Raw genomic sequence first — 20,802 nt, 5'->3', positions numbered from 1 at the left:
GGCGGTGGTGAAGATGTCTGTTACTTCATGGTAAAGGCGCTAGAGCGCCGAGCAGGTTCGACTCCTGCGCGCCGAAAGGCGGTTCGCCCGCAAGGGCAGCAACAGCATCGATCGTTCCCCGCCAACCCCATCACGGTCCGTGGTGAAGATTTCTGTTACTTCGCCTATCACGCGAGAGGTCGCGGGTTCGAATCCCGCCCGGTGTACCATGCACCGGTAGCTCAGTGGCCAGAGCGCTTTCCGGCAAGCTGTGGCTCGCCGGGTCACAGAATCGCCTGTTCCCGGATCGTGTCCCCCTTAGCCACCGCCGGTGGTGAAGAGCGCTGTTACTTCGTGAATCACACTGTCGAAGGTTCGACTCCTTCCGGACGAAAGTCCGTAGCTCAGCGGTAGAGCATGTGACTTGCCCGCAAGGGCAGTACAGCCTCGCTTGTTCCCCGGCACCGTTTCCACGTCCCCATCAACCCAAGAGGAGGCCATCATGGTCAGGCTCAACAAGATCGCTCGCGCCTTCACGCGGGAGGGCGCGCGCGCCGTGCGCTTCACGCCCGAGATGGAGCTGAAGCGCGCGCTGATGAACTGCCTCCTGTGGGAGGACCAGTTCTATGAGGACGGCGTCGCGATCGCCGACCGCATCAAGGCGCTCGTGCCCAAGGTCGCGCCCGCCAGGGTCGCGCAGCTCGCGATCGAGGCGCGCGAGGTGATGAAGCTGCGGCACGCGCCGCTGCTGGTCATCCGCGAGATGGCGCGCAGCGAGAAGCACCGCGCCCTCGTGGCCGACACGCTTGCCCGGGTGATCCAGCGGCCCGACGAGATGACGGAGCTGCTCGCGATCTACTGGGCGGATGCGCTGGGCCCTCAGCAGCAGCGCAAGCGTCAGCCGGTCTCGGCGCAGGTCAAGAAGGGCCTTGCCCGCGCGCTGACCAAGTTCGACGCCTACCAGCTCGCCAAGTGGGATCGCGACGGCGCCGTGCGGATCAGGGACGTGCTGTTCCTGGTCCACGCCAAGCCTGGGGATGCCGAGCAGGAGAAGGTGTGGAAGCAGCTCGTCGATGGCGAGCTCGCCTCCCCCGACACCTGGGAGGTTTCGCTCTCGGCCGGCAAGAGCAAGCGCGAAACCTTCGAGCGGCTGATCGCCGAGCGAAAGCTCGGCGGCCTGGCGCTGCTGCGCAATCTGCGGCTGATGCAGACTGCGCAGGTCCCGCGTGAGACCATCGCAGGCGCGATCGAGGCGATGCGGACGGATCGTATCCTGCCCTACCGCTTCATCACGGCGGCGCGCTATGCGCCGGACTTCGAGCCCGAGCTCGAGGCTGCGATGCTCAAGTCGGTCAAGGACCATGTGCGGCTTCCGGGCCGGACACGGCTCCTGATCGACGTCTCGGGCTCGATGTTCGCAACCCTCTCCGCGCAGTCGGAAATGACGCGCGCGGAGGCGGCGTGCGGTCTTGCCATCCTCGCGCGCGAGATCTGCGACGAGGTCGAGATCTTCACCTTCTCCAACGAGGTCGTGAAGGTCCCGCCACGCCGCGGCTTCGCGCTCAGGGATGCGATCATCAACTCGCAGCCGCATGGCGGGACCTATCTCGGCAAGGCCGTGACGGAGATCGACCGCAAGGGCGATCGCCTAATCGTCTTCACCGACGAGCAGAGCCACGACCAGGTGCCCGAGCCCAGCGCGCGCGGCACCATGGTGAACGTGGCCTCGTATCAGCACGGTGTCGGCCACGGCGCCTGGACCCGCGTCAACGGCTTCTCTGAGGCCGTGGTCGCGTGGATCGCGGCGTCGGAGACGGCGTTGCACTGATGCGCACAACGACAGCGGCCCCGGACGCAAGAACTGCGCCCGGGGCTTCAGAACTCTCGGAAATGAACCGCCGGCCCGTTATGGTGCGAGCGGAATGACAAGGACTACGACCATGCGACGACCCGATCCCTACATGGAACGCGCCCGCGAGCTCTGCCTCGCCGCCGGTGTCGATCCCGACTCGCGCGTCGGCGAAGGACGCGGCCAGCCGGCCTGGTGTCTGTACAAGGACGCCGCGCGCAAGGAGCATCTGGCCCGCGAGGCCAATGCAACCGCGAGCTCGATCGCCGAGTTCCGAATGCAGGACGCCCGCTTCCAGAATGCGCCGCTGAAGGTGTTCGGCCCGCACGAGGACGCGACGATCGCGCAGATGCGCAACTGCATGGCGGTCGGCAACGTCGTGTCGGGCGTGATCTGCGCCGACGGTCATCTCGGCTATGCGCAGCCGGTCGGCGGCGTCATCGCCTACGAGAAGCAGATCAGCATCTCCGGCGTCGGCTTCGATATCGGCTGCGGCAACATGGCGGCAAAGCTCGATACGCGCTTCGACGACATCGCAGGCCTCGTGCCCACGATCATCCGCGACGTCGCCAAGACGATCTCGTTCGGCGTCGGCCGTGCCAATGCCGAGCGGGCCGAGCACGATCTGTTCGACGACGGCGATGCCTGGCGCGAGAGCGACATGGAGGCCTACCGTCAGAAGGCGGTGAGCCAGCTCGGCACGGTCGGGTCGGGCAACCACTATGTCGACCTCATGCGCGACGAGGAAGGCTTCGTCTGGATCGGCGTCCACTTTGGCAGCCGCGGTCTCGGCCACACCTCCGCGACGCGCTACCTCAAGGCCGCCGGCGGCAAGGACGGCATGAACGTCCCGCCCGCCGTGGTCGACGAGGATAGCGAGCTCGGCCGCCGCTACATCGCGGCGATGCAGCTCGCCGGGCGTTACGCCTATGCGGGCCGCGAGTGGGTCGTCGAGCGCGTCCGCCGGATCATCGGCGGCAGCGTGACCGAGAGCGTGCACAACCACCACAACTATGCCTGGCGTGAGACCCACGACGGCAAGGATCTGTGGGTGGTACGCAAGGGCGCGACGCCGGCGTTTCCCGGCCAGAAGGGATTCGTAGGCGGCTCGATGGGCGACGACGCCGTCATCCTCGAAGGCGTCGACAGCCCGGAAGCCAAGGCTTCGCTCTACTCGACCGTGCACGGCGCCGGCCGCCTGTTCGGACGACGGGAGGCGAAGCGGCGCTTCTCGCGCGCGGAGATGGACCAGTGGCTCAACGAGCGCGGCGTCACCTTGATCGGTGCCGACCTCGACGAGAGCCCGATGGCCTATCGCCGCCTGCCGGACGTGCTTGCCCAGCACGCAGGCACCGTGCGGGTGCTGCACACGTTGCGGCCGTTCGCCGTCGCCATGGCCGGCGAAGGCGAGTTCGATCCGTGGAAGGACTGAGGACAGCATCGCGAGCGGGAGGCAACGCCTTCCGCTCGCCTTGCTTGTCGCGGCAGAGCTCGATGACCGGGCCGCGTTTCGCGTCAGCCCGCGCCGACCGCCTGATACGCCAGGCGCTTGAACTCGAAGAAGAACGGATTCCAGAAGCCCATGTAGCGCTGCGTCATCAGCACGCCGGCGGTATCGGCCTCAGGGCAAATCCACCAATGGGTGCCGGCAAGGCCGCCCCACTGGAATTCGCCGATCGAGTTCGGCGGATCGAACGGCGTCGGCGCGAAGGTAACGGCGCCGCCGAGGCCGAACCCCTTGCCGGGGATCGGCCCGAGAGTGGCAAAGCGGATGGTCTGGCCTCCGGGCAGCTGGTTCGTCATCATCTGACGGAGCGTGTCCGGCTTCAGCAGCGTGTCCGAACCGGGCAGCAGCGCGCGGACCAGCGCGAGCATGTCCGGCAGGGTCGAGACCAGACCGCCGCCGCCCGAGAGCCGCGGGAACGGCCGCCGATAGGCTTGCGGAAACGGCAGATTGTCCGCGCGCGTCAGGCCCGGCTTCATGGGGTCGAGCACGTCGGCGCCATTGTAGAGCGCGACCAGCCTGCCCTGCTGTGCCTCGGGAACGTAGAAGCCGGTGTCGGTCATGCCCAGGGGATCGAAGATGCGCGCCTTGAGGAAGGCATCGAGGGATTTACCCGAGACGACCTCCACGACGCGGCCGAGCACGTCGGTGGCAACGGAATATTCCCAGGCCGTACCGGGATGATAGGACAGCGGCAGATCGGCCAGCCTGTCGATCAGGTCGGCGAGCGGCGTCAGCGGATTGAGCACGCGCGCCTCGTTGTAGCCCTTGAACAGCACCGTGCCGGGATCGAAGATGCCGTAGCTGAGGCCGGAGGTGTGGGTCAGGAGCTGGCGGATCGTGATCGGGCTCTTCGCCGGCTCGACGTCCGACAGACTTGCCGCACCCTGCTTCAGCACCTTGCGATTGCCGAGCTGCGGCAGGAAGTTCTCGATCGCATCATCGAGCCCGATGTGGCCTTCCTCCACCAGCAGCATGATCGCGCAGGTGACGAAGATCTTGGTGTTGGAAAACGCGCGGAAGATATGGTCGGGCCGAAGCGTCGTGTTCGCCTCACGGTCGGCAAAGCCGACGCATTGCTGGTCGACCACCTCGCGTCCGCGCAGAACCGCCCAGGATGCACCCGGAATGATCTCCTGATCGACATAGCGCTGCATCGCCGTCCGTGCGGCGGAAAAATCAGGTGTCCTCGCGTCCATGTATTCCCCCAATTGTGGTTGGCATCGATATAGCGCGAATTCGCGGGATATGAAGCCCGCCGCGCAGCTCATCCCTGTTTCATCAGCACTGTGACGTGCAGGCGACGCCGAATCCGCATGCCCTGCCGTTGGTACAGCGCAATCGCGGACGTATTGTTGGAAAACACGTGCAGGAACGGAATCTCGCCGCGCGCCTCGATCCGCCGCGCGACCGCAGCTAACAGCGCCTGCGCATAGCCGCGCCCGCGATATTCTGGATGCACGCAGACGGCCGTCATCTCGACGAACTTTCCCGGCTTCATCCGCTCCCCCGTCATCGCAACCAGTTCGCCGCCGGAGCGAATGCCGAGGAACGTGCCTAGCTCATGGGTACGCAGCGAGAATGGACCGGGCTTCGTCAGTTCGGTCAGCGCCATCATCGCGGGAACGTCGGCAGCACCCAATGTGACGATCTCGGCATCGCGAAGCGAGCTGTCGGCCGGCGAGCCGATCATCTGCTCGCCCGTATCGGCGAGCACCACCTTGAAGCCGCCGGGAACTTCGACCGGCTCCGGCGTGAACAGCGCGGCGACCTGAGTGCCGGACAGCAAATCTCCCAGCGTTGCAAAGCTTGCGGCGGACATGTCGACCATGTCGGCAAAGGGCGTCATGTCCACGGGGTAACGCAGCGCCCGCGGACCACCCTCGGCCAGGTGCTTCTGGCTGGTCGTCAGCGCGCTCCAGATCGGACGATCCAGCAGCGCCTCATCGCTGTCGGACATCGACCTAGTCCTTGTCGAAACTGACGATGACGGCGGCGTTGGCGATGAGAATGGGGTCGTTGGCCACTTCCGTGGCCGAGGGGATCTCCAGCCCGCCCTTGACCGCAGTCACGGTCACCGTGCCGTAAGGCAGCTCCTTGGCAACGGCTTCCTTGTCCACGCTTTCCGGATTGGGCACCGCGATCGTGACGTCGACGAACATGTCGTTTGCGGTCTTGCCGATCATCCGGAAGAAGCCGAGGCTCGAATGCCTGATGGCATCCGACACGGCACGCTTGGCCGCCTTGGTGGCGTCCCTGCCGTGAACGTCGACGCCCATGCCCATCTCGGTGACACAACGAACGCGGGTCATTCTCTATTCCTGTGGTTGATTTGGTGATTGCGAGTGTGGGCGATCGGGGCGCGCGAGACAAGTGCGCCCCTCATGCAGGCTGGACGTACCCGCCCAGACCTCCGTCATTGCGAGCGCAGCGAAGCAATCCAGGATCTTTCCGCGGACGCAGTCTGGATTGCTTCGCTGCGCTCGCAATGACGAGGTGAGAGCCACGAACATCAATCACGCCTTCGCCTTTTCATGCGCCCGCAGCTCGTCGACCAGTACCCGCACATTCTCCGAATAGTCGATCGGGATCGACACGAGGTGCACGCCGCCCTCCTTGAATGCCGCCTCCAGCGTCGGGCCAAAGCCGTCGATGCTCTCGATCCGATGCCCTTTCGCCCCATAAGCCCTCGCGTAGAGGACGAAGTCGGGATTGCCAAAGGTCATGCCGTAATCGGCGAATTGATCGACGGCCTGTTTCCAGCGGATCATGCCGTAGGCGTTGTCCTCCAGCACCAGCACGACGAGATTGAGCTTGAGACGGACCGCGGTCTCCATTTCCTGGCTGTTCATCATGAAGCCGCCGTCGCCGGCGACCGCGAGCACGCGGCGGTCCGGATAGAGCATCGCGGCCATCATCGCCGACGGCAGGCCGGCACCCATGGTCGCCAGCGCATTGTCGAGCAGAAGCGTGTTGGCGACGCGGGTGCGGTAGTTGCGCGCGAACCAGATCTTGTACATGCCATTGTCGAGCGCGACGATGCCGTTCTCCGGGATCACCTGGCGGATGTCGTGCACGATGCGCTGCGGCGTCGGCGGCCAGCGCGCCTCGGTGGCGCGATCGGCGATATGCCCCAGGATCTCTTCGCGTAGCGGGAGCAGCGCCGCGGCCTGCGGCAGCTTGCCTTCGAGCCGATCCGCCAGCAGCTCCAGGCTCGGGCCAACATCGCCGACCACCTCGGCGTCCGGAAAATAGACCTGCTCGACGCTGGCCGACGTGTAGCTGACGTGAATCACCTTCGGCCCGGACGGGCCCATGATGAAGGGCGGCTTCTCGACCGGATCGTGACCGATCGCGACGATCAGGTCGGCGGCGTCGATGGCATCATGCACGTAGTCGCGTTCCGAGAGCGCGGCGGTGCCCATGTAGAGGTTGGTGCCGCCGGGCACGGTCCCCTTGCCCATCTGCGTCGTGAAGAACGGAATGCCGGTGCGACGCACGAAACTCGCGATACCATGTGTCGACCGCGGCCGGCTGGTCGCAGCTCCCATCATCACCAGCGGACGCCGTGCGGCCATGATCATCTCTGCGGCGCGGTCGAGCGCGGCGCGATGGGCGACGGGAATCTCAATCGGATGGACGGGGACTACGGGGACATCAGGCACCTCGTCACCCGCGATATCCTCGGGCAATTCGAGGTGCACCGGTCCAGGACGCTCCTCCATCGCCGCGCGGAACGCATCGCGCACCACGGTCGGAATGCTGGAGGCACTGACGATCTGTCGTGACAGCTTCGTCAGCGGCTTCATGGTCGCGACCACGTCCACGATCTGGAAACGCGCCTGCCGGCTGCTCATGATCGGCTTCTGGCCGGTGATCAGGATCATCGGCATCGCACCGAGATGCGCATAGGCGGCACCGGTAGACAGGTTGAGAGCACCGGGGCCGAGCGTCGACAGACAAACGCCGGGCTTTCCGGTCAGCCGCCCGTGCGTGGCGGCCATGAAGGCGGCGGCCTGCTCGTGGCGGGTCAGGATCAGCTCGATCCTGGAGGCACGCAGCGATTCGACCAGATCGAGATTCTCTTCGCCGGGAATGCCGAAGATGCGATCGACACCTTCGTTTTCGAGCGCCGCTACAAACAGGTCCGATCCTTTCACCTTGCGTTCCCGCTCGCTCAATGTCGCCTCCACCTGTTGTAGACCCGAATTCCCCGCGCGGGCGCATGGTAGCGGCTCGCGGCACGGGAACAACTCACAAAGAGGCGCGCTACCGGAAGCTCGATCGGCTCTCGCGATTGACAGGCCACGATATCTGACTAAAGTCAGACATTATGCTCGATGCCGTCTCCCGCGTCCGCCGCTTCAACCGTGCCGTCACGTCCGCCGTCGGTGCGCTCGACAATTCCTTCCTCGGGCGCAGCCGGCCGCTCGGCGCGGCGCGCGTGCTCAATGCGATCGGGCACGGACGCTCTGACGTGGCGGAAATCCGCGACTATCTCGGTCTCGACTCCGGGTTGATGAGCCGGCTGCTCCGCAGCCTCGAGGACGAAGGGCTGATCGAGACCACCGCGCGCGAAGACGATGCGCGCCGGCGCATGGCAAAGCTCACGCGGGCGGGCCGTCGCGAGTTCGCGGCCTACGAGGCCCTGTCGAACGCGCAGGCCGAAGGCTTCCTCGCACAACATTCGCAGCGCGAGGCGCTGCTGGCGGCGATGGACCTGATCGCGTCCGCACTGACGCGCGAGCGCGTCACTCTGGACGAGATGGACCCGCGATGCGAGGAAGCGCGCTATTGCCTCGGCGAATACTATGCCGAGCTCGGCCGCCGCTTCAGCCAAGGCTTCGACGTCTCGCTGTCGCGCGACCCTGACGCCAAGGACATGCGCCGTCCGCGCGGCACCTTCATCGTCGCGATGTCGGACAGGCTGCCGATCGGCTGCGTGGGCTTGAAGGGAACCGATCACGGCTATGCCGAGATCAAGCGGCTGTGGGTGGCGCCTGCCGCGCGCGGATTGCGGCTTGGCCGCCACTTGATGGATGGGGCCGAGAACGCGGCGCGGGAACTCGGCATCGCGCTGCTGCGGCTCGACACCAACAGTGCGCTGCCCGAAGCCGGTCAGCTCTATCGCAGCACGGGCTGGCGCGAGATCCCCCGCTTCAACGACGATCCCTATCCGGACCTGTTCTTCGAAAAGCGGCTGTGATGCCGCGAGAGGGAATCACGTCGTCCGCGTCGGGCGCACGACGATCTCGTTGACGTCGACGTCATCGGGCTGCTCGATCGCAAAGCGCACCGCGCGTGCGATCGCATCCGGCTGAAGCGCGATGGCGCGATAGGTCTTCATCGCTTCGGCCGCTGCGGGATCGGTGATGGTGCCCGCGAGCTCGCTCTCCACCACGCCGGGATGGATGCAGGTGACGCGGATGTTGTCGTGCTCCTGGCGCAGGCCGTCCGAGATCGCCCGCACTGCATGTTTGGTCGCGCAGTAGACCGCCGCGGTCGGCGATACGCTCAGTGCCCCGATCGAAGCGATGTTGATCACATGGCCGGAGCCGCGCGCGACCATTTCCGGCAGCACGGCCGCGATGCCGTAGAGCACGCCCTTGATGTTGACGTCGACCATCCGGTCCCATTCCTCGACCTTGAGAGAGGCCATCAGCGACAGCGGCATCACGCCGGCATTGTTGACGATCACGTCGACGCGGCCCCACACCCCGCGCGCGGCGTCTGCAAAGGCTGCAACGCTCGCGCGATCGGTCACGTCGAGCGGATGCGCGAGCGCCGTCCCGCCCGCCGCCTTCAGCTCGGCCGCGAGATCCTTGAGACGATCGACGCGACGCGCCCCAAGCAGGAGCTTTGCGCCGCCTCTCGCCAATTCGCGCGCGATGCCCGCGCCGATGCCGCTTGAGGCGCCGGTGATGAGAATGACTTTGTCGATTGGCATGAGGTCCTTCCTCGCGTTCGGATTGATGGCGTGGAAGATGGACCTGGGCCGCTGTCGTGATAAGACGACGATCCCTTACCAGCACGGCAAGCATATCTAACCAATGGAACCCGATCTCAACGCTCTCGCCGTCTTTGCGCTGGTCGCCGAGGAGCGGAGTTTTCGTGCCGCCGCCGACCGGCTCGGCGTGACCCGCTCGGCCGTGAGCCAGACCATCCAGCGGCTGGAGGAAAATCTCGGAATCGCACTGGTCCAGCGTACCACGCGCAGCGTCGGCCTCACCGAGGCCGGTGAGCGGCTGCACGCGGAGGTCGCCCCCGCCATCGCCGACATGCGCGCCGCGCTCGGCAACACTGAAGCGCTGCGAGGGCGGCCGCGCGGATTGCTGCGCCTTGCGGTCTCCTCGATCGCCGAGCATTTTCTCTCGGGGCCGTTTCTTGCGGCCTTCGCCGAAGCCAATCCGGAGGTACAGCTCGACGTCACCGTGACTGACGCGGAATTCGACATCGTCGCCGCGGGCTTCGACGCGGGAGTCCGGCTCGGTGAGGTCATCGAGCAGGACATGATCGCGGTGCCGATCGCCGGCGAGGAGCGCCAGCTTGCGGTCTGCGCTCCTTCCTTTCGCGACCGTTTCGGCGTGCCGGCGCACCCGTCCGAGCTTGCATCGTTTCGCTGCATCGGCTGGCGGCCTGCGCCGACCGTCGCTCCCTATCGCTGGGAGTTTGCGGAAGACGGCAGGGAGTTCAGCGTTGCGGTCGCTCCTGACATCACGACCAACGACATGGCACTGATGATCAAGCTCGCCGTCGCCGGCGCCGGCATCACCTTTGGAATGGAGGCGAGCTTCCGTCCCGCGATCGAGCGCGGCGAGCTCGTGCCGATCCTGGAAGACTATTGCCCGTTCTTCGCCGGCTTCTATCTCTACTACCCGAGCCGCCGCAACGTCGCGCCGAAACTGCGCGCGCTGATCGAGCACTTACAGCGGCGCAGTTGAGCCGAAGGAACCTGCCATGACCAGGGACGAGCTTGCCGCCATCTATCGCGATTACATCGGCTGTCTCAATCGGCGGGACTGGCCGGCCCTCGGACAATCCGTGCATGAGGAGGTCGTCCACAACGCGCGGCCCCTTGGGCTGGCCGGTTATCGCGCGATGCTGGAACGGGACGTTCGTGAGATCCCGGATCTGCAGTTCCGCATCGAGATGCTGATCTCCGATCCTCCCCGCCTCGCGGCCCGGCTGAAGTTTGATTGCACGCCAGCCGGGACATTCCCGGGTCTTGCGGTCAATGGAAAGCGCGTGTCCTTCTGCGAGAACGTGTTCTACGAATTTCAAGGCCGAAAGATCCGGCAAGTCTGGTCGGTGATCGACAAGGCCGCGATCGAGGCGCAGCTCTGACGCCGCGCCTCGATCCGGAGCTCACGCCGCCGCCGGCGCCACCTCCCCTTGCGGCTTTGCGAAGGGGCGGAACGTCATCGCCATCAGGAAGGCACCCAGGCCCATCGCCCAGGAGGCGATATAGAGCCAGGCATAGCTGGAGAAGGCGTCATAGATCAGGCCTCCGGCGAGCGGGCCGGTCGCCATACCGAGGCTGCCGGCCATCGCGGTGCCGCCGATCACCGTGCCCATCATCTTGAGCGGGAAGTTCTCGCGGATGAGCACGGCGTAGAGCGGCATGGTGCCGGCATAGATGAAGCCGAAGATGGCGCCGACCGCATAGAACGTCGTGAGCTGGTGCGCGAAGACGTAGGCGAGCGCGCCGAACGCCTGCAGCAGCAGGCCCGAGACCAGCACGCGCTTGGCGCCGAAGCGGTCGCCCATCAGGCCGAAGGCGATGCGTCCGCCGAGGCCGGCAAACCCCTCGATGCTGTAGATCGTCACCGCCGCGACCAGCGGGATGCCGCAGCTCACGGCATAGCTGACAGTGTGGATGATGGGGCCCGAATGCGTCGCGCAGCAGAAGAAGTTGGTGGCGAGCAGAATGAGGAATTGCGGCGAGCGCAACGCTTCGCCCATCGACATCTCGCCTTGCGCAGCGCCCTCGCCCCCCGATGCGGCCGCGGCATGCACCAGCGCCGGCGGACGGCGCACCAGGAACGAGACCGGAATCATGATGGCGCCGACCACCAGCGCGACGATCTGCATCGAGGTGCGCCAGTCGTGGCCGGAGACGAGCCAGGCCGCCAGCGGCGACATCGTCATCGGCGCCATGCCCATGCCGGCGGAAACCAGCGACACCGCGAGGCTGCGATTTGTGTCGAACCAGCCGGTGACGGTCGCCATCATCGGCGCGAAGATCGCCGCACAGGAGGCGCCGACCAGGAGGCCGAATACGACCTGGAACACGAGGAGCGAGGTCGCGTGGCTCGCCGCGAACAGGCTGAGCGCCAGCACGATCGATCCCGTCAGCACCACCGGCAGCGGCCCGAACCTGTCCGTCGCCGTGCCCCAGGCCATGCTGGTGAAAGCCATCGCCAGAAAGCCGATCGTCATCGCGCTGGAGATGCCCGTCACCGACCAACCGGTGTCCTTTGCGATCGGCTGCAGGAACACCGGCAGCGAAAACATGCCGCCGATCGCGACGCAGCCGAGCAATCCGCCGGCGGCGACGATCACCCAGCGATAGTTGGAAGAGGTCATTTCGGTCTCCCGTCAGGTCTGTCCGGGTGGAAGACGAAGGGGAACGGCGCGGACCGACAACGCTCACGTCATTTTTGCTGCACGCTCTTGTGACCTGCCAACAAGAAAGTCGAAAAACAACCCCATGCACAGTAGCCGGCCATTGTGGAATCAATGACTTACGAGGTCCGTCATTTGCGATGCTGGACGGCGAGTTGACCTGTCGGGCAAAACACCGGCACAATGTCATCATCCCCCAATCGACAGCATCGCAGCCCAGAGGCCAACGCCAGCCTGGGCTCACCGCAGCGCCGCGCTCGGTCAAGCCTCGAACAAGGCCTTGACGTCGTCCTCGGTGATCGATCGAGGTCGGCTCGCGCTCGCCCGGCTATCTCACGACATGCTCCGACCCGACATGATCAGCGCGAATTCAGACGGTCGGTTCGCGCACAAGCACGATACCCCTGCCCGCTCAATCCACCGCCAAGATAACCTTTCCAAATCCTCCGCCGCGCTCCACGCTGCGATGGGCATCGGCGGCGCGTTCAAGGGGAAACACCTGGTCCACCAACGGTTTCAGCCCACCCGACGCAAACAGCGGCGAAAACCCCTCGGAGAAGCGACGGACCATTGCCCGCTTCTCGTCCACGCCTCGCGATTTCATGACCGTGCCCACCAATCGCAAGTGGTTGTGGAGCAGCAGGTTGAGCGGAATCGAGGTGGCGTGCTGGCCGCTCAAAATGCCGACCTGAACCAGGGTCCCGCCAGGCCGAAGGCTGCGAAGGTTGCGCGGCAGGTAGTCGCCTCCGACGAAATCGATCACGGCGTCGGCGCCGCGATGATCGGTAAGCCTCGCGACAACGCTTTCGAAATCGTCGGCACGATAGTCGATGACAGCGACGGCGCCGATGCTGCCGACGTCCGCCAACCGCGAAGCGCTCGCCGTTGCGTAGACGGTGGCGCCCAGCGCATGGGCGACCTGCACGCAGGCGGAGCCCACTCCGCCCGCGGCACCGTGAACCAGGACGGTTTGACCTTGCCCGACGCCTGCAACATGTGAAACCGATTCGACGGCCGTGACGAATGATTCCATGATCGCCGCGCCCTCGACGAACGGGAGATTGCCGGGAATCCCGATCGCCATGCGACGGTCGACCCGGGCGAATTCGGCATACGCCCCTCCGCCGACGATCGCCATCACACGCTGCCCGATCGAGACGTCGTCGACTTCGCTGCCAACGCCAACGACTTCGCCGGCCAGTTCGAGGCCAAGCAGCGTGCTCTCGCCAAAGCTCTGGTTGCCGTAGGCGCCGTTTCTCTGGAGAATATCCGCGCGGTTGACGCCTGCCGCCTTCACACGCACCAGCAGGTCGTGGGGACGAATCTCCGGCCTCGGCACTTCGGCCAGGCGGAGAACCTCCGCCGGACCGAAGCCGTCATAGACGACGCCTCTCATTTTGCCTGCTCCTGCGCATGGGCCTTGGCGCGCCGCGCGATGCTGGCGGCGAACAACGGCGTCTCGCGGCGATTGTGGTCGCTTCCGGCCGCTTGGCGGGCGTTGGCGGCGTCTTCGAAGGCAATGCCGTGCTTGTCCAGGAATGCCATGAAGACATCGGTCGGATGTGCCGTGACGCTGTTCGTATAGCGTGTGCGCCCGTCATCGATGGTTTCGGCCTTCAGCTCCCAGATCACGTTGACCTGGGTCCGGCCATTTGTCGTAAACACGTCCGAGATCGAATTCATGCGGCAGTAGGTCTTGCCGGCCTCCTCCGCGACGTAGTGTTGGATCACCAGCCCGGTGCCGATCTGCTCGACGTTGATCATCATGCGGCGTCCGTCGTCTGTGGTGCTGACGCCGGCCGCAATGTGATCAGGCGGGCAGCAGCGCAGATATTCGGCTTCGGAGAGCGTGAACAGCCATTCGGCGATGTCCACCCGGTCGAGCGGCACATCAATGACCGCGGTATAGGCCGATTGCGACAGGATGCGATCGAGAACCTTCATGATAATCTCCTTTCATTCAAGGGCTTAGCCGGCAAGGCCCGCCTTTCGAGAGAGGAGATACGGCCTTTGAGGGATGATGATAATGAACGCTGAGCTCGAAACCCTTTTGCGAAAGGTGCAAAGATGAAAGACCCGCGCTTTGCGGAACATCTGGCCATCTATGTTGACGTGGTTCGTGGCGGGAGCTTCTCCAGCGCCGCACGTCATCGCGGTGTGACGCCCTCGGCCGTCGTCCGGCAGATCGACGCGCTGGAGCACAGTGTCGGGGTGCCGCTGCTGGTGCGCTCGACCCGCGCGCTCGCGGTGACCGATGCCGGAGAACGACTGTTTGAACGCGCGCAGCGATTGCTCGACGACCTGGCCGACACGCACGCAGAGATCGCCGCTTTCAATGGTGCGGTCGCCGGCGTTCTTCGCCTTGCCTGCTTTCCGACCTTTGGCAAGCGCTACGTGGTCCCCACCCTGGAAACGGTCATGCGGAATCATCCCGGCCTCACGGTCGAACTCGATCTCACCGAAAGGCTTGCTGATCCCGTGCTGGAGCGGCTCGATGCCGTGATCCGGATCGGCGAACTTGCCGACAGCACCCTCATCGCGACCAAGCTGGCATCGCAGAACAGAATGCTGGTCGCCACTCCTGCCTATCTCGATCGTCACGGCATACCGACCGAAACGAAAGACCTCACCGGCCATCGGCTGATTGACAAATTGCACGGCGCCGACCTGCTGGGCTGGACGGACGTGCTTGGTCACCCCGCGGGCGCAGCGCCCGGGCCGCAAGCCGTTTTTCGATGCGACGACTTCGAAGCGATGCGGCTCGCGGCACTCGCCGGCATCGGCATCGCATTCCTGGCAGACTGGGTCGTCGGGACAGACATACGCGCCGGTTCACTGACACGAATTTCGCTCGACGACGAACGGTGGAATGAGGCGAAGGCCGGCGTCTATCTGTTGCGTGCCCTGGCCCAGCCGTCTGCCAAACTGACGATCCTGACTGCCGCGTTGCGGGATTCCATCGGGTCGCCGCCGGTGTGGGCGTAGTTCCAACGCCAATGACATCATCACCATCCGTGCCTTGAATTGCAGGAGATCCCTCCATGCCAAAGATCGACATTGCCGTCGTGCCGGCCTGCAAGGGGTCCGGCTACCCCGCGCCCTTCGATGCTCCTTGCACCGATCGGATCCGGCAGCGGCTCGGCGATGCCGGGGGCCTGAAGGATTTCGGGATCAACCTGATGCGCCTGCCGCCGGGCGGCTGGTCGAGCCAGCGGCACTGGCATTCGCACGAGGACGAGTTCGTCTACATCCTCGAAGGTGAGGTGACGCTGATCGAGGATGGCGGCGAAACTGTTCTGCGCGCCGGCGATTGCGCGGCCTTCCCCAAGGCAAGCGGCAACGGCCATCACATGATCAACAGGTCGAATGCAACGGCTGTCTATCTCGAGGTCGGCTCGCGCTCGCAAGCCGACCTCATCACCTGCTCCGACATCGACATGATGAGCCCGGCATCCGACGGCCGCTTCCTGCACAAGGACGGCACGCCCTATCCGGACGCGTGAAGCGTCTGGAGCAACGCCTCACATGGCCGCGCTGCGGCGCCACGTGCTGACGGTGAGCCAGACCGCCGAGACGAGGAAGTAGAGCGCGCCGACCGCGGCGTAGCCCGCTACATTCGCGATCGATGGCACCGCAGGCATCGAGGCCTGAAAGATGAAGAAGCCGCCCGCCAGCGCCGACTGGCCACCGCTGAGCACCATGGCCCATTGCGCGCCGAAACGCTTCCAGCGGCGCACGGCCGTGCCGAGCTGGAGCAATCCGGAGAGGATCGCCCAAGCCCCGAAGATTCCGAGCACCCAGTTCATGCTCACCTGCAAGGCCAGGATGACCGCGATGGTGGTCGCCAGACTGACCAGCACGTTCAGGCCCTGCGTGCGGTTCTGATTCAAGCCGCCGCTGGAGAGCGCGTCGAGATAGCTGGCGGCAGCGTCCCAGGCCGGATAGGCGACGAGCAACGCCGCTGCGATCACCGCGGACGTTGGCGCGATCACGAAGGCCGCAATGACCCAGGCGACGGAAAACGCTGCACGCAGGAAGTAGTATTGCTTCAGCCATTGCGCCTGGTCGGCCGCCTCCAAAGCGATCTCACGATTCTTCATTTGCCTTCTCCTTACCTACTAGTTGGTAGTTTGCATCCGATGTGGAAACGCCGGGCCGCCCTGCCCGGCATGGCCTGTGTCGACCTCGTCAGTGCCTGGTGGAAAGCCGTTCCAGCAGCGGCCGGATGATGGTTCCGAACATCTTGGGATCGCCATAAGCGCGCGCCGACAGCATCGCGCCGTGAACGGTCGCCATGAATCCCTCCGCCTCGACCCGTGCCGTGGTGGCGAGATGGAGCCGACCTTGCCGCTTGCCGCGCTCCATGACCGATGCCAGCCAGGATGCCAGGAAACGGAAGTGCGCGCGGACTTCGAGCGCCACCTCCTCAGGCAGGATCGGAAGCTCGCTGGCCAGGAGCGCACACACGCAGAACGGAGCCGTCGCATCCTTGATGCACGCCTCCCAATACCCCACGTAGTTCCTGAGCTGGTCGGCGGGATCAGCGACATTGCGTTCGAGCGCCGACAACCCCGCCTGGGCCTCCTCGCGATAGCGCGACACGAGGGTGCGGACCAGGTCGACCTTGCTGGCGAAATGGTGATGGATGCTCGGCTTGCGGATGCCCACGACATCGGCGATGTCGGCGTAACTGAAGCCGTTATAGCCACCCGCGATGATCAGCGTGCGGGCGCAGGCAAGAATGTCGTCGGCGGTCGAGGAAACGGTGCTCATGGCGTCTAGCTACCTTCCAGTAGGTAGGTCGTCAACCTCGGATGCTTCAATGATCCGTGAGTGAGTGATAGGAGCCTGCATGACCATCCGCCCGATCGTGCGCTATCCCGACCGCCGGCTCGCGCTGCCGGCCCACCCCGTCACCGCCTTCGACGAGTCCTTGCGCGACCTCGCGAACGACCTGCTCGAGACCATGCGTGCCGCGCCCGGCATCGGCATCACCGCGCCGCATATCGGCGTGCCCTTGCGGGTCGTGGTGCTGGAGCTCGACGCCAAGGATGGCGCGCGCACTTACGTCAATCCGGAGATCACATGGGCCTCGCCCAAGATGATCCTGCACCGCGAGGGCAGTGTGTCGATGCCTGGGGTCAACGACGAGGTGCAGCGCCATGCGCGGGTGCGGATCAGCTATCAGGATCTCGATGGCAACATGCAACACGAGGAATCGGACGGCTTGCGCGCGGTGTGCCACCAGCACGAGATCGATCAGCTCGAGGGCATGTTCTGGCTCCAGCGGCTGTCGCGGCTGAAGCGCGAGCGGCTGGTCAAGAAGTTCGAGAAGATATCGCGACCTTGAAAGGTCAGCGAAGCCATGCGCCAGCGCCAGAGGCCAGGCGGATGGACTACGCCAGCGGCCTGCGCGCCCGCGCAAGCCGCTGGCAAATCCATGGCGTGATCGTTGAGAGGGCGTGACGAGCTTCGAGATGCAACCGCTCTTTCGGAGCGATGCAGTCGAACGCTCACACGCTCAGATCATCCCGCGTTGCCGGGTACGGGCGTGTTGAGCAGCTGCTGCTCCCACAGGTACGCGATGCCGCTTCCGCCGGCATGTTGGATGATCACCTTCGTCAGCGCGGCAGCTTGATCGGTCCGAGCCCAGTCGCGCTGCCATTCGGCCGCGAGCGCCAGCCAGGTCATCATATTCACGCCCGCCGCGATCATGCGCTGGATTGCGACCTGGTGGGCCTCCACCGAAACGGCGCCAGAGGCGTCGGTGATCACCGTTACATCCCAGCCTTCGCCACGAGCCTGAATCGCCGGCATCGCAACGCAAATTTCGGTCCACAGGCCAGCAATGATGAGCTGCTTGCGGCCCGTTGCCTTGACTGCGTCCACCACCTTTCGATCCTCCCAGGTGTTGATGAACGTCCGGTCGATGACTTCCTGGCCGGGGAAAACGTCCGTGATCTGAGGGAAAAGGAGGCCTCCCCGTTCAGCGATCACCGTGGTGAGGATCGTGGGGACGCCGAAGGCTTTGGCGGCCTTGGCCAGACCGGCCGTGTTGTTGATCACCATCTGCGGTTCGTGGCTGTTCACGTTCGCGAGCTGGTAAGGCTGGTGGTCGATCAAAACGAGCACGGAGTCTTCGGGACGAAGAAGCGAAGCAAGGCCGTTACGAAAAGTCATCGTTGCATCCTTTACTGCCGTTGTGAGCGGCACTGGTTTTTCGAAGACGTACGCCAGCAGCGACGTAGCCCGACGCCGAGATTGGTGTTCCCGGACGCGATACGGTAGTGTCGCGGCGAGGTACACCGTGTCGCGGAGCGAGGAACGCTGAATTGGATATTGAAGAAATACGAACGTTCGTCGAAATCGCTGATGCCGGAGGAATTTCGTCCGCCGCGGCCCGGCTGGGCGTCGCCAAATCGATCGTCAGTCGTCGGCTGCTGCGGCTTGAAGCGGAGCTTGGCGTCCAACTGCTTGCAAGAACGACCCGCGGGGCTGCGCTCACGGAAGCCGGCGTCACTTTCCGAGACCATGCCGCCAGAGTCAGCGCCGAGATCGACGCAGCGAGGGAGGCAGTTCTACCCGCCGGAGACTTGCGCGGCCGCTTGCGAGTTGCAGTGCCGCTTTCTTTCGGCCCGATCCACTTCGCGCCCATCCTTGCGGAGATGGCCCGGCGCCATCCCCATCTTCAGATCCAAACCTGCTACAGCGACCGGTTCGTCGATCTCATCGCAGAAGGATATGATTGCGCGATAAGAGTTGGCTATCTTCAGGACTCCGATCTGATCGCAAGACGCGTCGGACCTGTCTATGGGAAGCTGGTCGCGAGCCCGGACTACATCAAGGCCCATGGGTCGCCTGAATCGCCAGAGGAACTCCTCGCCCATGAAGCCCTCATGCAGGGCACCGAAGTGTGGCAACTCATGGATGGCGACAAGATCCTCACGGTGCGTCCGCAGGGTCGCTTCAAGGCCGACAACGGCACAGCTCTGGTTTTCGCTGCGCTGGCGGGACTTGGGATCGCCTATCTTCCCGACAGGCTCACCCATGAATACGTAACCTCGGGCGCGCTTGTGCCGGTCATGACACGATATCCCCCGGCTCCGGCGGGTGCATATGTGATCCGCCCGCCGGGCCAGCATCCCGCACGGAAGATACGGGTCCTCACCGAGTTGCTGATCGAGTATTGCGAGCCGGCTCCGCAGCCCGCGTGACCTCGCTCCTCACTCCCAGTTCGCGATCACCTCAAGCTCTTTTCCCGCTCCTTTTGGTGAGCGGCGCGTTGCGACGCTCACGTTTGCCGCGCGCGATCTCGGTTGCCAGTGCGTCCAGCTTCGGCTCCCAGAAATTCCTGAACTGACCGATCCAAGCATCGACCGCTTGAAGCCCCGCCACGTCGACCGAATAGAGGCGCCTCTGCGCCTCCGCCCGAACGGTTGCGAAGCCGCTCTCTCGCAGCACCTTGAGGTGCTGCGAGACCGCTGCCTGGGTAATCCCGAATTCGGCCCCGATCGCTTCGACGACCTCGCCGGACGTCATCTCCCCGGGCGCGAGCAGTTCGAGGATCCGACGGCGCACGGGATCGGCGAGGACCTCGAAGACGTGCATCAGCTTCCTGTGCCGGGATGTGCGATGTCGGGCGGCATCTCGCCGCGATAGAACGCAATGGTGCGGTCCGAGCGCTGCTTCGCCGTGTCGGGATCGACCCCGCTCGCGACATGCGCCGCACGCCAATACTCGCCGCTTGCTGTCATGAAGTCCTTGCCCTCGGGCGAGACCATCCACGCCTCGGCCGTCTCGTGGGCGACCGACGCCCCGGTCGCAAGATATCGCTCGAGTCCCGCGAGCGCGAGGTCCCAACCGATGCCCACCGCACCGGGGCCGAACTGATTCCAATGATCCTCGATGATCGCGGTGTGCTCAAGCGTCAAGCGCGCCTGACTTCGTTCTGCCGACAGCTTGACGTCGATCCAGCTCGTCGCGCCACCGAATTCCCATGTCGCGGCAAAATGGGTCGGCGGCGTACACGCCGTGATGGTGCCGCCGGCATTGCCCTTGACCTGATACCTTCCGCCGAGCCGAAGGTCTCCCTCGACCGGCGCAAACCAGCGCGGGATGCGCTCCCTGCTGGTCACCGCGTCCCAGAGATCGTCGAGGCCGGTGTCGTAGAGACGCGTCAGAGTCACCGCGCTGGCCGGCTTCCCGTCCTTCTCAAAGCTCCTCACCGAGCGCGTCACAAGTCCCAGGACCCTGGCGACGTCGATCTGCATTGCGCTTCTCCTTAGCTTCTTTGGCAGAGGAATATCAATCGCAACTAATATAAGTCAATGCTTATATTAAGCCCTGCCGCTGCGTCAAACCGCCTCGTGCGGCGATGCGAACAAAATGCCTGCCCAGGCGTCTATCCGTGCCCCCTGCCAAGCCTGCACAACACGGAATGAATTCATGAAAGTTCGCAAATTTGCCATCTCCGACGCTTCGCTCGAGCGCTCGCCGGGACAGGACGGCGATATCTTCGTCGGCAACCTGGTCGACCAACGTCACGGCGGACCGATCACGATCGGCTTCGGACGCTACGCACCGAACCAGAATCTCGAGGAGACGATGAGCGTCGACGATGTCATGATCGTCCTCGAGGGGAAGCTCTCGGTCACGAGCGCCGGCGACACCATTACTGCGGGTCCCGGCGAGATCGTCTACATGCCGAAGGGCGAGACGGTCACGATCCGCTCGCACGAGCAAGGCGCTCTCACCGCCTACGTCACCTATCCGCATTGGCAGGAGGCGCATGGTCAAGTCGGGCGATGACAGCGAGTGCGGGGCGCGAGGTCGCGATGCGGCAACC

The 20,802-nt window shown here is 64.8% G+C and carries 23 protein-coding genes; 10 read left to right on the top strand and 13 right to left on the bottom strand.

All coding sequences use genetic code 11. The features are described from left to right. The first annotated feature begins 481 nt into the window (after positions 1–481). Positions 482–1,807 carry a TROVE domain-containing protein gene (locus FJV43_RS33310; protein WP_239623198.1) on the top strand — a complete coding sequence of 442 codons (1,326 nt, stop codon included), beginning with the start codon at positions 482–484 and terminating at the stop codon, positions 1,805–1,807. A 112-nt stretch (positions 1,808–1,919) separates the two neighbouring features. Beyond that, positions 1,920–3,260, top strand: a complete 1,341-nt coding sequence (locus FJV43_RS33305; RefSeq protein ID WP_239623197.1) for an RtcB family protein — start codon at positions 1,920–1,922, stop codon at positions 3,258–3,260. An 83-nt stretch (positions 3,261–3,343) separates the two neighbouring features. On the opposite strand, the gene FJV43_RS33300 is transcribed toward FJV43_RS33305, so the two are convergent. The 4 genes from FJV43_RS33300 to FJV43_RS33285 form a co-directional block, all read right to left on the bottom strand. Next, positions 3,344–4,531, bottom strand: a complete 1,188-nt coding sequence (locus FJV43_RS33300) for a serine hydrolase domain-containing protein (protein WP_239623196.1) — start codon at positions 4,529–4,531, stop codon at positions 3,344–3,346. Between the two features lie 68 nt (positions 4,532–4,599). Further along, on the bottom strand, positions 4,600–5,292 hold the full coding sequence (locus FJV43_RS33295) for a GNAT family N-acetyltransferase (RefSeq protein ID WP_239623195.1): 693 nt from the start codon (positions 5,290–5,292) through the stop codon (positions 4,600–4,602). A 4-nt stretch (positions 5,293–5,296) separates the two neighbouring features. Then, positions 5,297–5,644, bottom strand: a complete 348-nt coding sequence (locus FJV43_RS33290; RefSeq protein WP_239623194.1) for a Lin0512 family protein — start codon at positions 5,642–5,644, stop codon at positions 5,297–5,299. Between the two features lie 204 nt (positions 5,645–5,848). Further along, positions 5,849–7,513 carry an acetolactate synthase large subunit gene (locus FJV43_RS33285; RefSeq protein ID WP_239623193.1) on the bottom strand — a complete coding sequence of 555 codons (1,665 nt, stop codon included), beginning with the start codon at positions 7,511–7,513 and terminating at the stop codon, positions 5,849–5,851. Positions 7,514–7,665: 152 nt separating this feature from the next. On the opposite strand from FJV43_RS33285, the gene FJV43_RS33280 reads away from it, so the two are divergent. Next, entirely contained in the window at positions 7,666–8,538 is an 873-nt protein-coding gene (locus tag FJV43_RS33280) for a bifunctional helix-turn-helix transcriptional regulator/GNAT family N-acetyltransferase (protein WP_239623192.1), read from the top strand. 15 nt (positions 8,539–8,553) lie between these two features. On the opposite strand, the gene FJV43_RS33275 is transcribed toward FJV43_RS33280, so the two are convergent. Next, positions 8,554–9,279, bottom strand: coding sequence for an SDR family oxidoreductase (locus FJV43_RS33275; RefSeq protein ID WP_126258671.1), 726 nt, complete (start codon positions 9,277–9,279; stop codon positions 8,554–8,556). Positions 9,280–9,382: 103 nt separating this feature from the next. Here FJV43_RS33275 and FJV43_RS33270 point away from each other — a divergent pair, with 103 nt between their 5' ends. Both FJV43_RS33270 and FJV43_RS33265 read left to right on the top strand, forming a co-directional pair. Continuing rightward, positions 9,383–10,273 carry a LysR family transcriptional regulator gene (locus FJV43_RS33270; protein ID WP_239623191.1) on the top strand — a complete coding sequence of 297 codons (891 nt, stop codon included), beginning with the start codon at positions 9,383–9,385 and terminating at the stop codon, positions 10,271–10,273. A 16-nt stretch (positions 10,274–10,289) separates the two neighbouring features. Further along, positions 10,290–10,676 carry an ester cyclase gene (locus tag FJV43_RS33265; protein WP_239623190.1) on the top strand — a complete coding sequence of 129 codons (387 nt, stop codon included), beginning with the start codon at positions 10,290–10,292 and terminating at the stop codon, positions 10,674–10,676. Positions 10,677–10,697: 21 nt separating this feature from the next. On the opposite strand, the gene FJV43_RS33260 is transcribed toward FJV43_RS33265, so the two are convergent. From FJV43_RS33260 to FJV43_RS33250, 3 genes are all read right to left on the bottom strand, one after another. Then, positions 10,698–11,918: an MFS transporter gene (locus FJV43_RS33260; RefSeq protein ID WP_239623189.1), complete on the bottom strand. Its 1,221-nt coding sequence runs from the start codon at positions 11,916–11,918 to the stop codon at positions 10,698–10,700. 451 nt (positions 11,919–12,369) lie between these two features. Continuing rightward, positions 12,370–13,353 (bottom strand): NAD(P)H-quinone oxidoreductase, encoded by a 984-nt coding sequence (locus FJV43_RS33255; RefSeq protein ID WP_239623188.1) that lies wholly within the window; start codon positions 13,351–13,353, stop codon positions 12,370–12,372. After that, positions 13,350–13,901, bottom strand: coding sequence for a hypothetical protein (locus tag FJV43_RS33250; protein ID WP_239623187.1), 552 nt, complete (start codon positions 13,899–13,901; stop codon positions 13,350–13,352). The genes FJV43_RS33255 and FJV43_RS33250 overlap by 4 nt, the downstream gene beginning before the upstream one ends. A gap of 123 nt (positions 13,902–14,024) precedes the next feature. Here FJV43_RS33250 and FJV43_RS33245 point away from each other — a divergent pair, with 123 nt between their 5' ends. Both FJV43_RS33245 and FJV43_RS33240 read left to right on the top strand, forming a co-directional pair. After that, positions 14,025–14,942, top strand: coding sequence for a LysR family transcriptional regulator (locus FJV43_RS33245; protein ID WP_239623186.1), 918 nt, complete (start codon positions 14,025–14,027; stop codon positions 14,940–14,942). A 56-nt stretch (positions 14,943–14,998) separates the two neighbouring features. Beyond that, the gene (locus tag FJV43_RS33240) at positions 14,999–15,460 is read left to right on the top strand and encodes a cupin domain-containing protein (protein WP_239623185.1); all 462 of its coding nucleotides are present in this window, start codon (positions 14,999–15,001) and stop codon (positions 15,458–15,460) included. 18 nt (positions 15,461–15,478) lie between these two features. Here FJV43_RS33240 and FJV43_RS33235 read toward each other — a convergent pair whose 3' ends face one another. Together FJV43_RS33235 and FJV43_RS33230 are read right to left on the bottom strand one after the other, a co-directional pair. Next, positions 15,479–16,057 (bottom strand): DUF308 domain-containing protein, encoded by a 579-nt coding sequence (locus FJV43_RS33235; protein ID WP_239623184.1) that lies wholly within the window; start codon positions 16,055–16,057, stop codon positions 15,479–15,481. An 88-nt stretch (positions 16,058–16,145) separates the two neighbouring features. Beyond that, the gene (locus tag FJV43_RS33230) at positions 16,146–16,730 is read right to left on the bottom strand and encodes a TetR/AcrR family transcriptional regulator (protein ID WP_239623183.1); all 585 of its coding nucleotides are present in this window, start codon (positions 16,728–16,730) and stop codon (positions 16,146–16,148) included. A 79-nt stretch (positions 16,731–16,809) separates the two neighbouring features. Between FJV43_RS33230 and FJV43_RS33225 the strand changes: the two genes are divergently transcribed. Beyond that, positions 16,810–17,307: a peptide deformylase gene (locus FJV43_RS33225; protein WP_239623182.1), complete on the top strand. Its 498-nt coding sequence runs from the start codon at positions 16,810–16,812 to the stop codon at positions 17,305–17,307. Positions 17,308–17,483: 176 nt separating this feature from the next. Here FJV43_RS33225 and FJV43_RS33220 read toward each other — a convergent pair whose 3' ends face one another. After that, positions 17,484–18,137, bottom strand: coding sequence for a hydrolase (locus FJV43_RS33220; RefSeq protein WP_239623181.1), 654 nt, complete (start codon positions 18,135–18,137; stop codon positions 17,484–17,486). Between the two features lie 152 nt (positions 18,138–18,289). Between FJV43_RS33220 and FJV43_RS33215 the strand changes: the two genes are divergently transcribed. Beyond that, positions 18,290–19,171 carry a LysR family transcriptional regulator gene (locus FJV43_RS33215; RefSeq protein WP_239623180.1) on the top strand — a complete coding sequence of 294 codons (882 nt, stop codon included), beginning with the start codon at positions 18,290–18,292 and terminating at the stop codon, positions 19,169–19,171. A 31-nt stretch (positions 19,172–19,202) separates the two neighbouring features. Here FJV43_RS33215 and FJV43_RS33210 read toward each other — a convergent pair whose 3' ends face one another. Both FJV43_RS33210 and FJV43_RS33205 read right to left on the bottom strand, forming a co-directional pair. After that, positions 19,203–19,565: a metalloregulator ArsR/SmtB family transcription factor gene (locus tag FJV43_RS33210; RefSeq protein ID WP_239623179.1), complete on the bottom strand. Its 363-nt coding sequence runs from the start codon at positions 19,563–19,565 to the stop codon at positions 19,203–19,205. Further along, positions 19,565–20,227, bottom strand: a complete 663-nt coding sequence (locus FJV43_RS33205; RefSeq protein WP_239623178.1) for an SRPBCC family protein — start codon at positions 20,225–20,227, stop codon at positions 19,565–19,567. The genes FJV43_RS33210 and FJV43_RS33205 overlap by 1 nt, the downstream gene beginning before the upstream one ends. Positions 20,228–20,402: 175 nt before the next feature. Here FJV43_RS33205 and FJV43_RS33200 point away from each other — a divergent pair, with 175 nt between their 5' ends. Beyond that, complete coding sequence (locus FJV43_RS33200; RefSeq protein WP_239623177.1) at positions 20,403–20,765, top strand: cupin domain-containing protein; 363 nt, start codon at positions 20,403–20,405, stop codon at positions 20,763–20,765. The last annotated feature ends 37 nt before the right edge of the window (positions 20,766–20,802 follow it).

Origin of the sequence: Bradyrhizobium sp. I71, from assembly GCF_022354745.1 — a bacterium.
Lineage (GTDB): Bacteria > Pseudomonadota > Alphaproteobacteria > Rhizobiales > Xanthobacteraceae > Bradyrhizobium > Bradyrhizobium liaoningense.
This window is presented reverse-complemented; position numbering and strand designations above follow the sequence as displayed.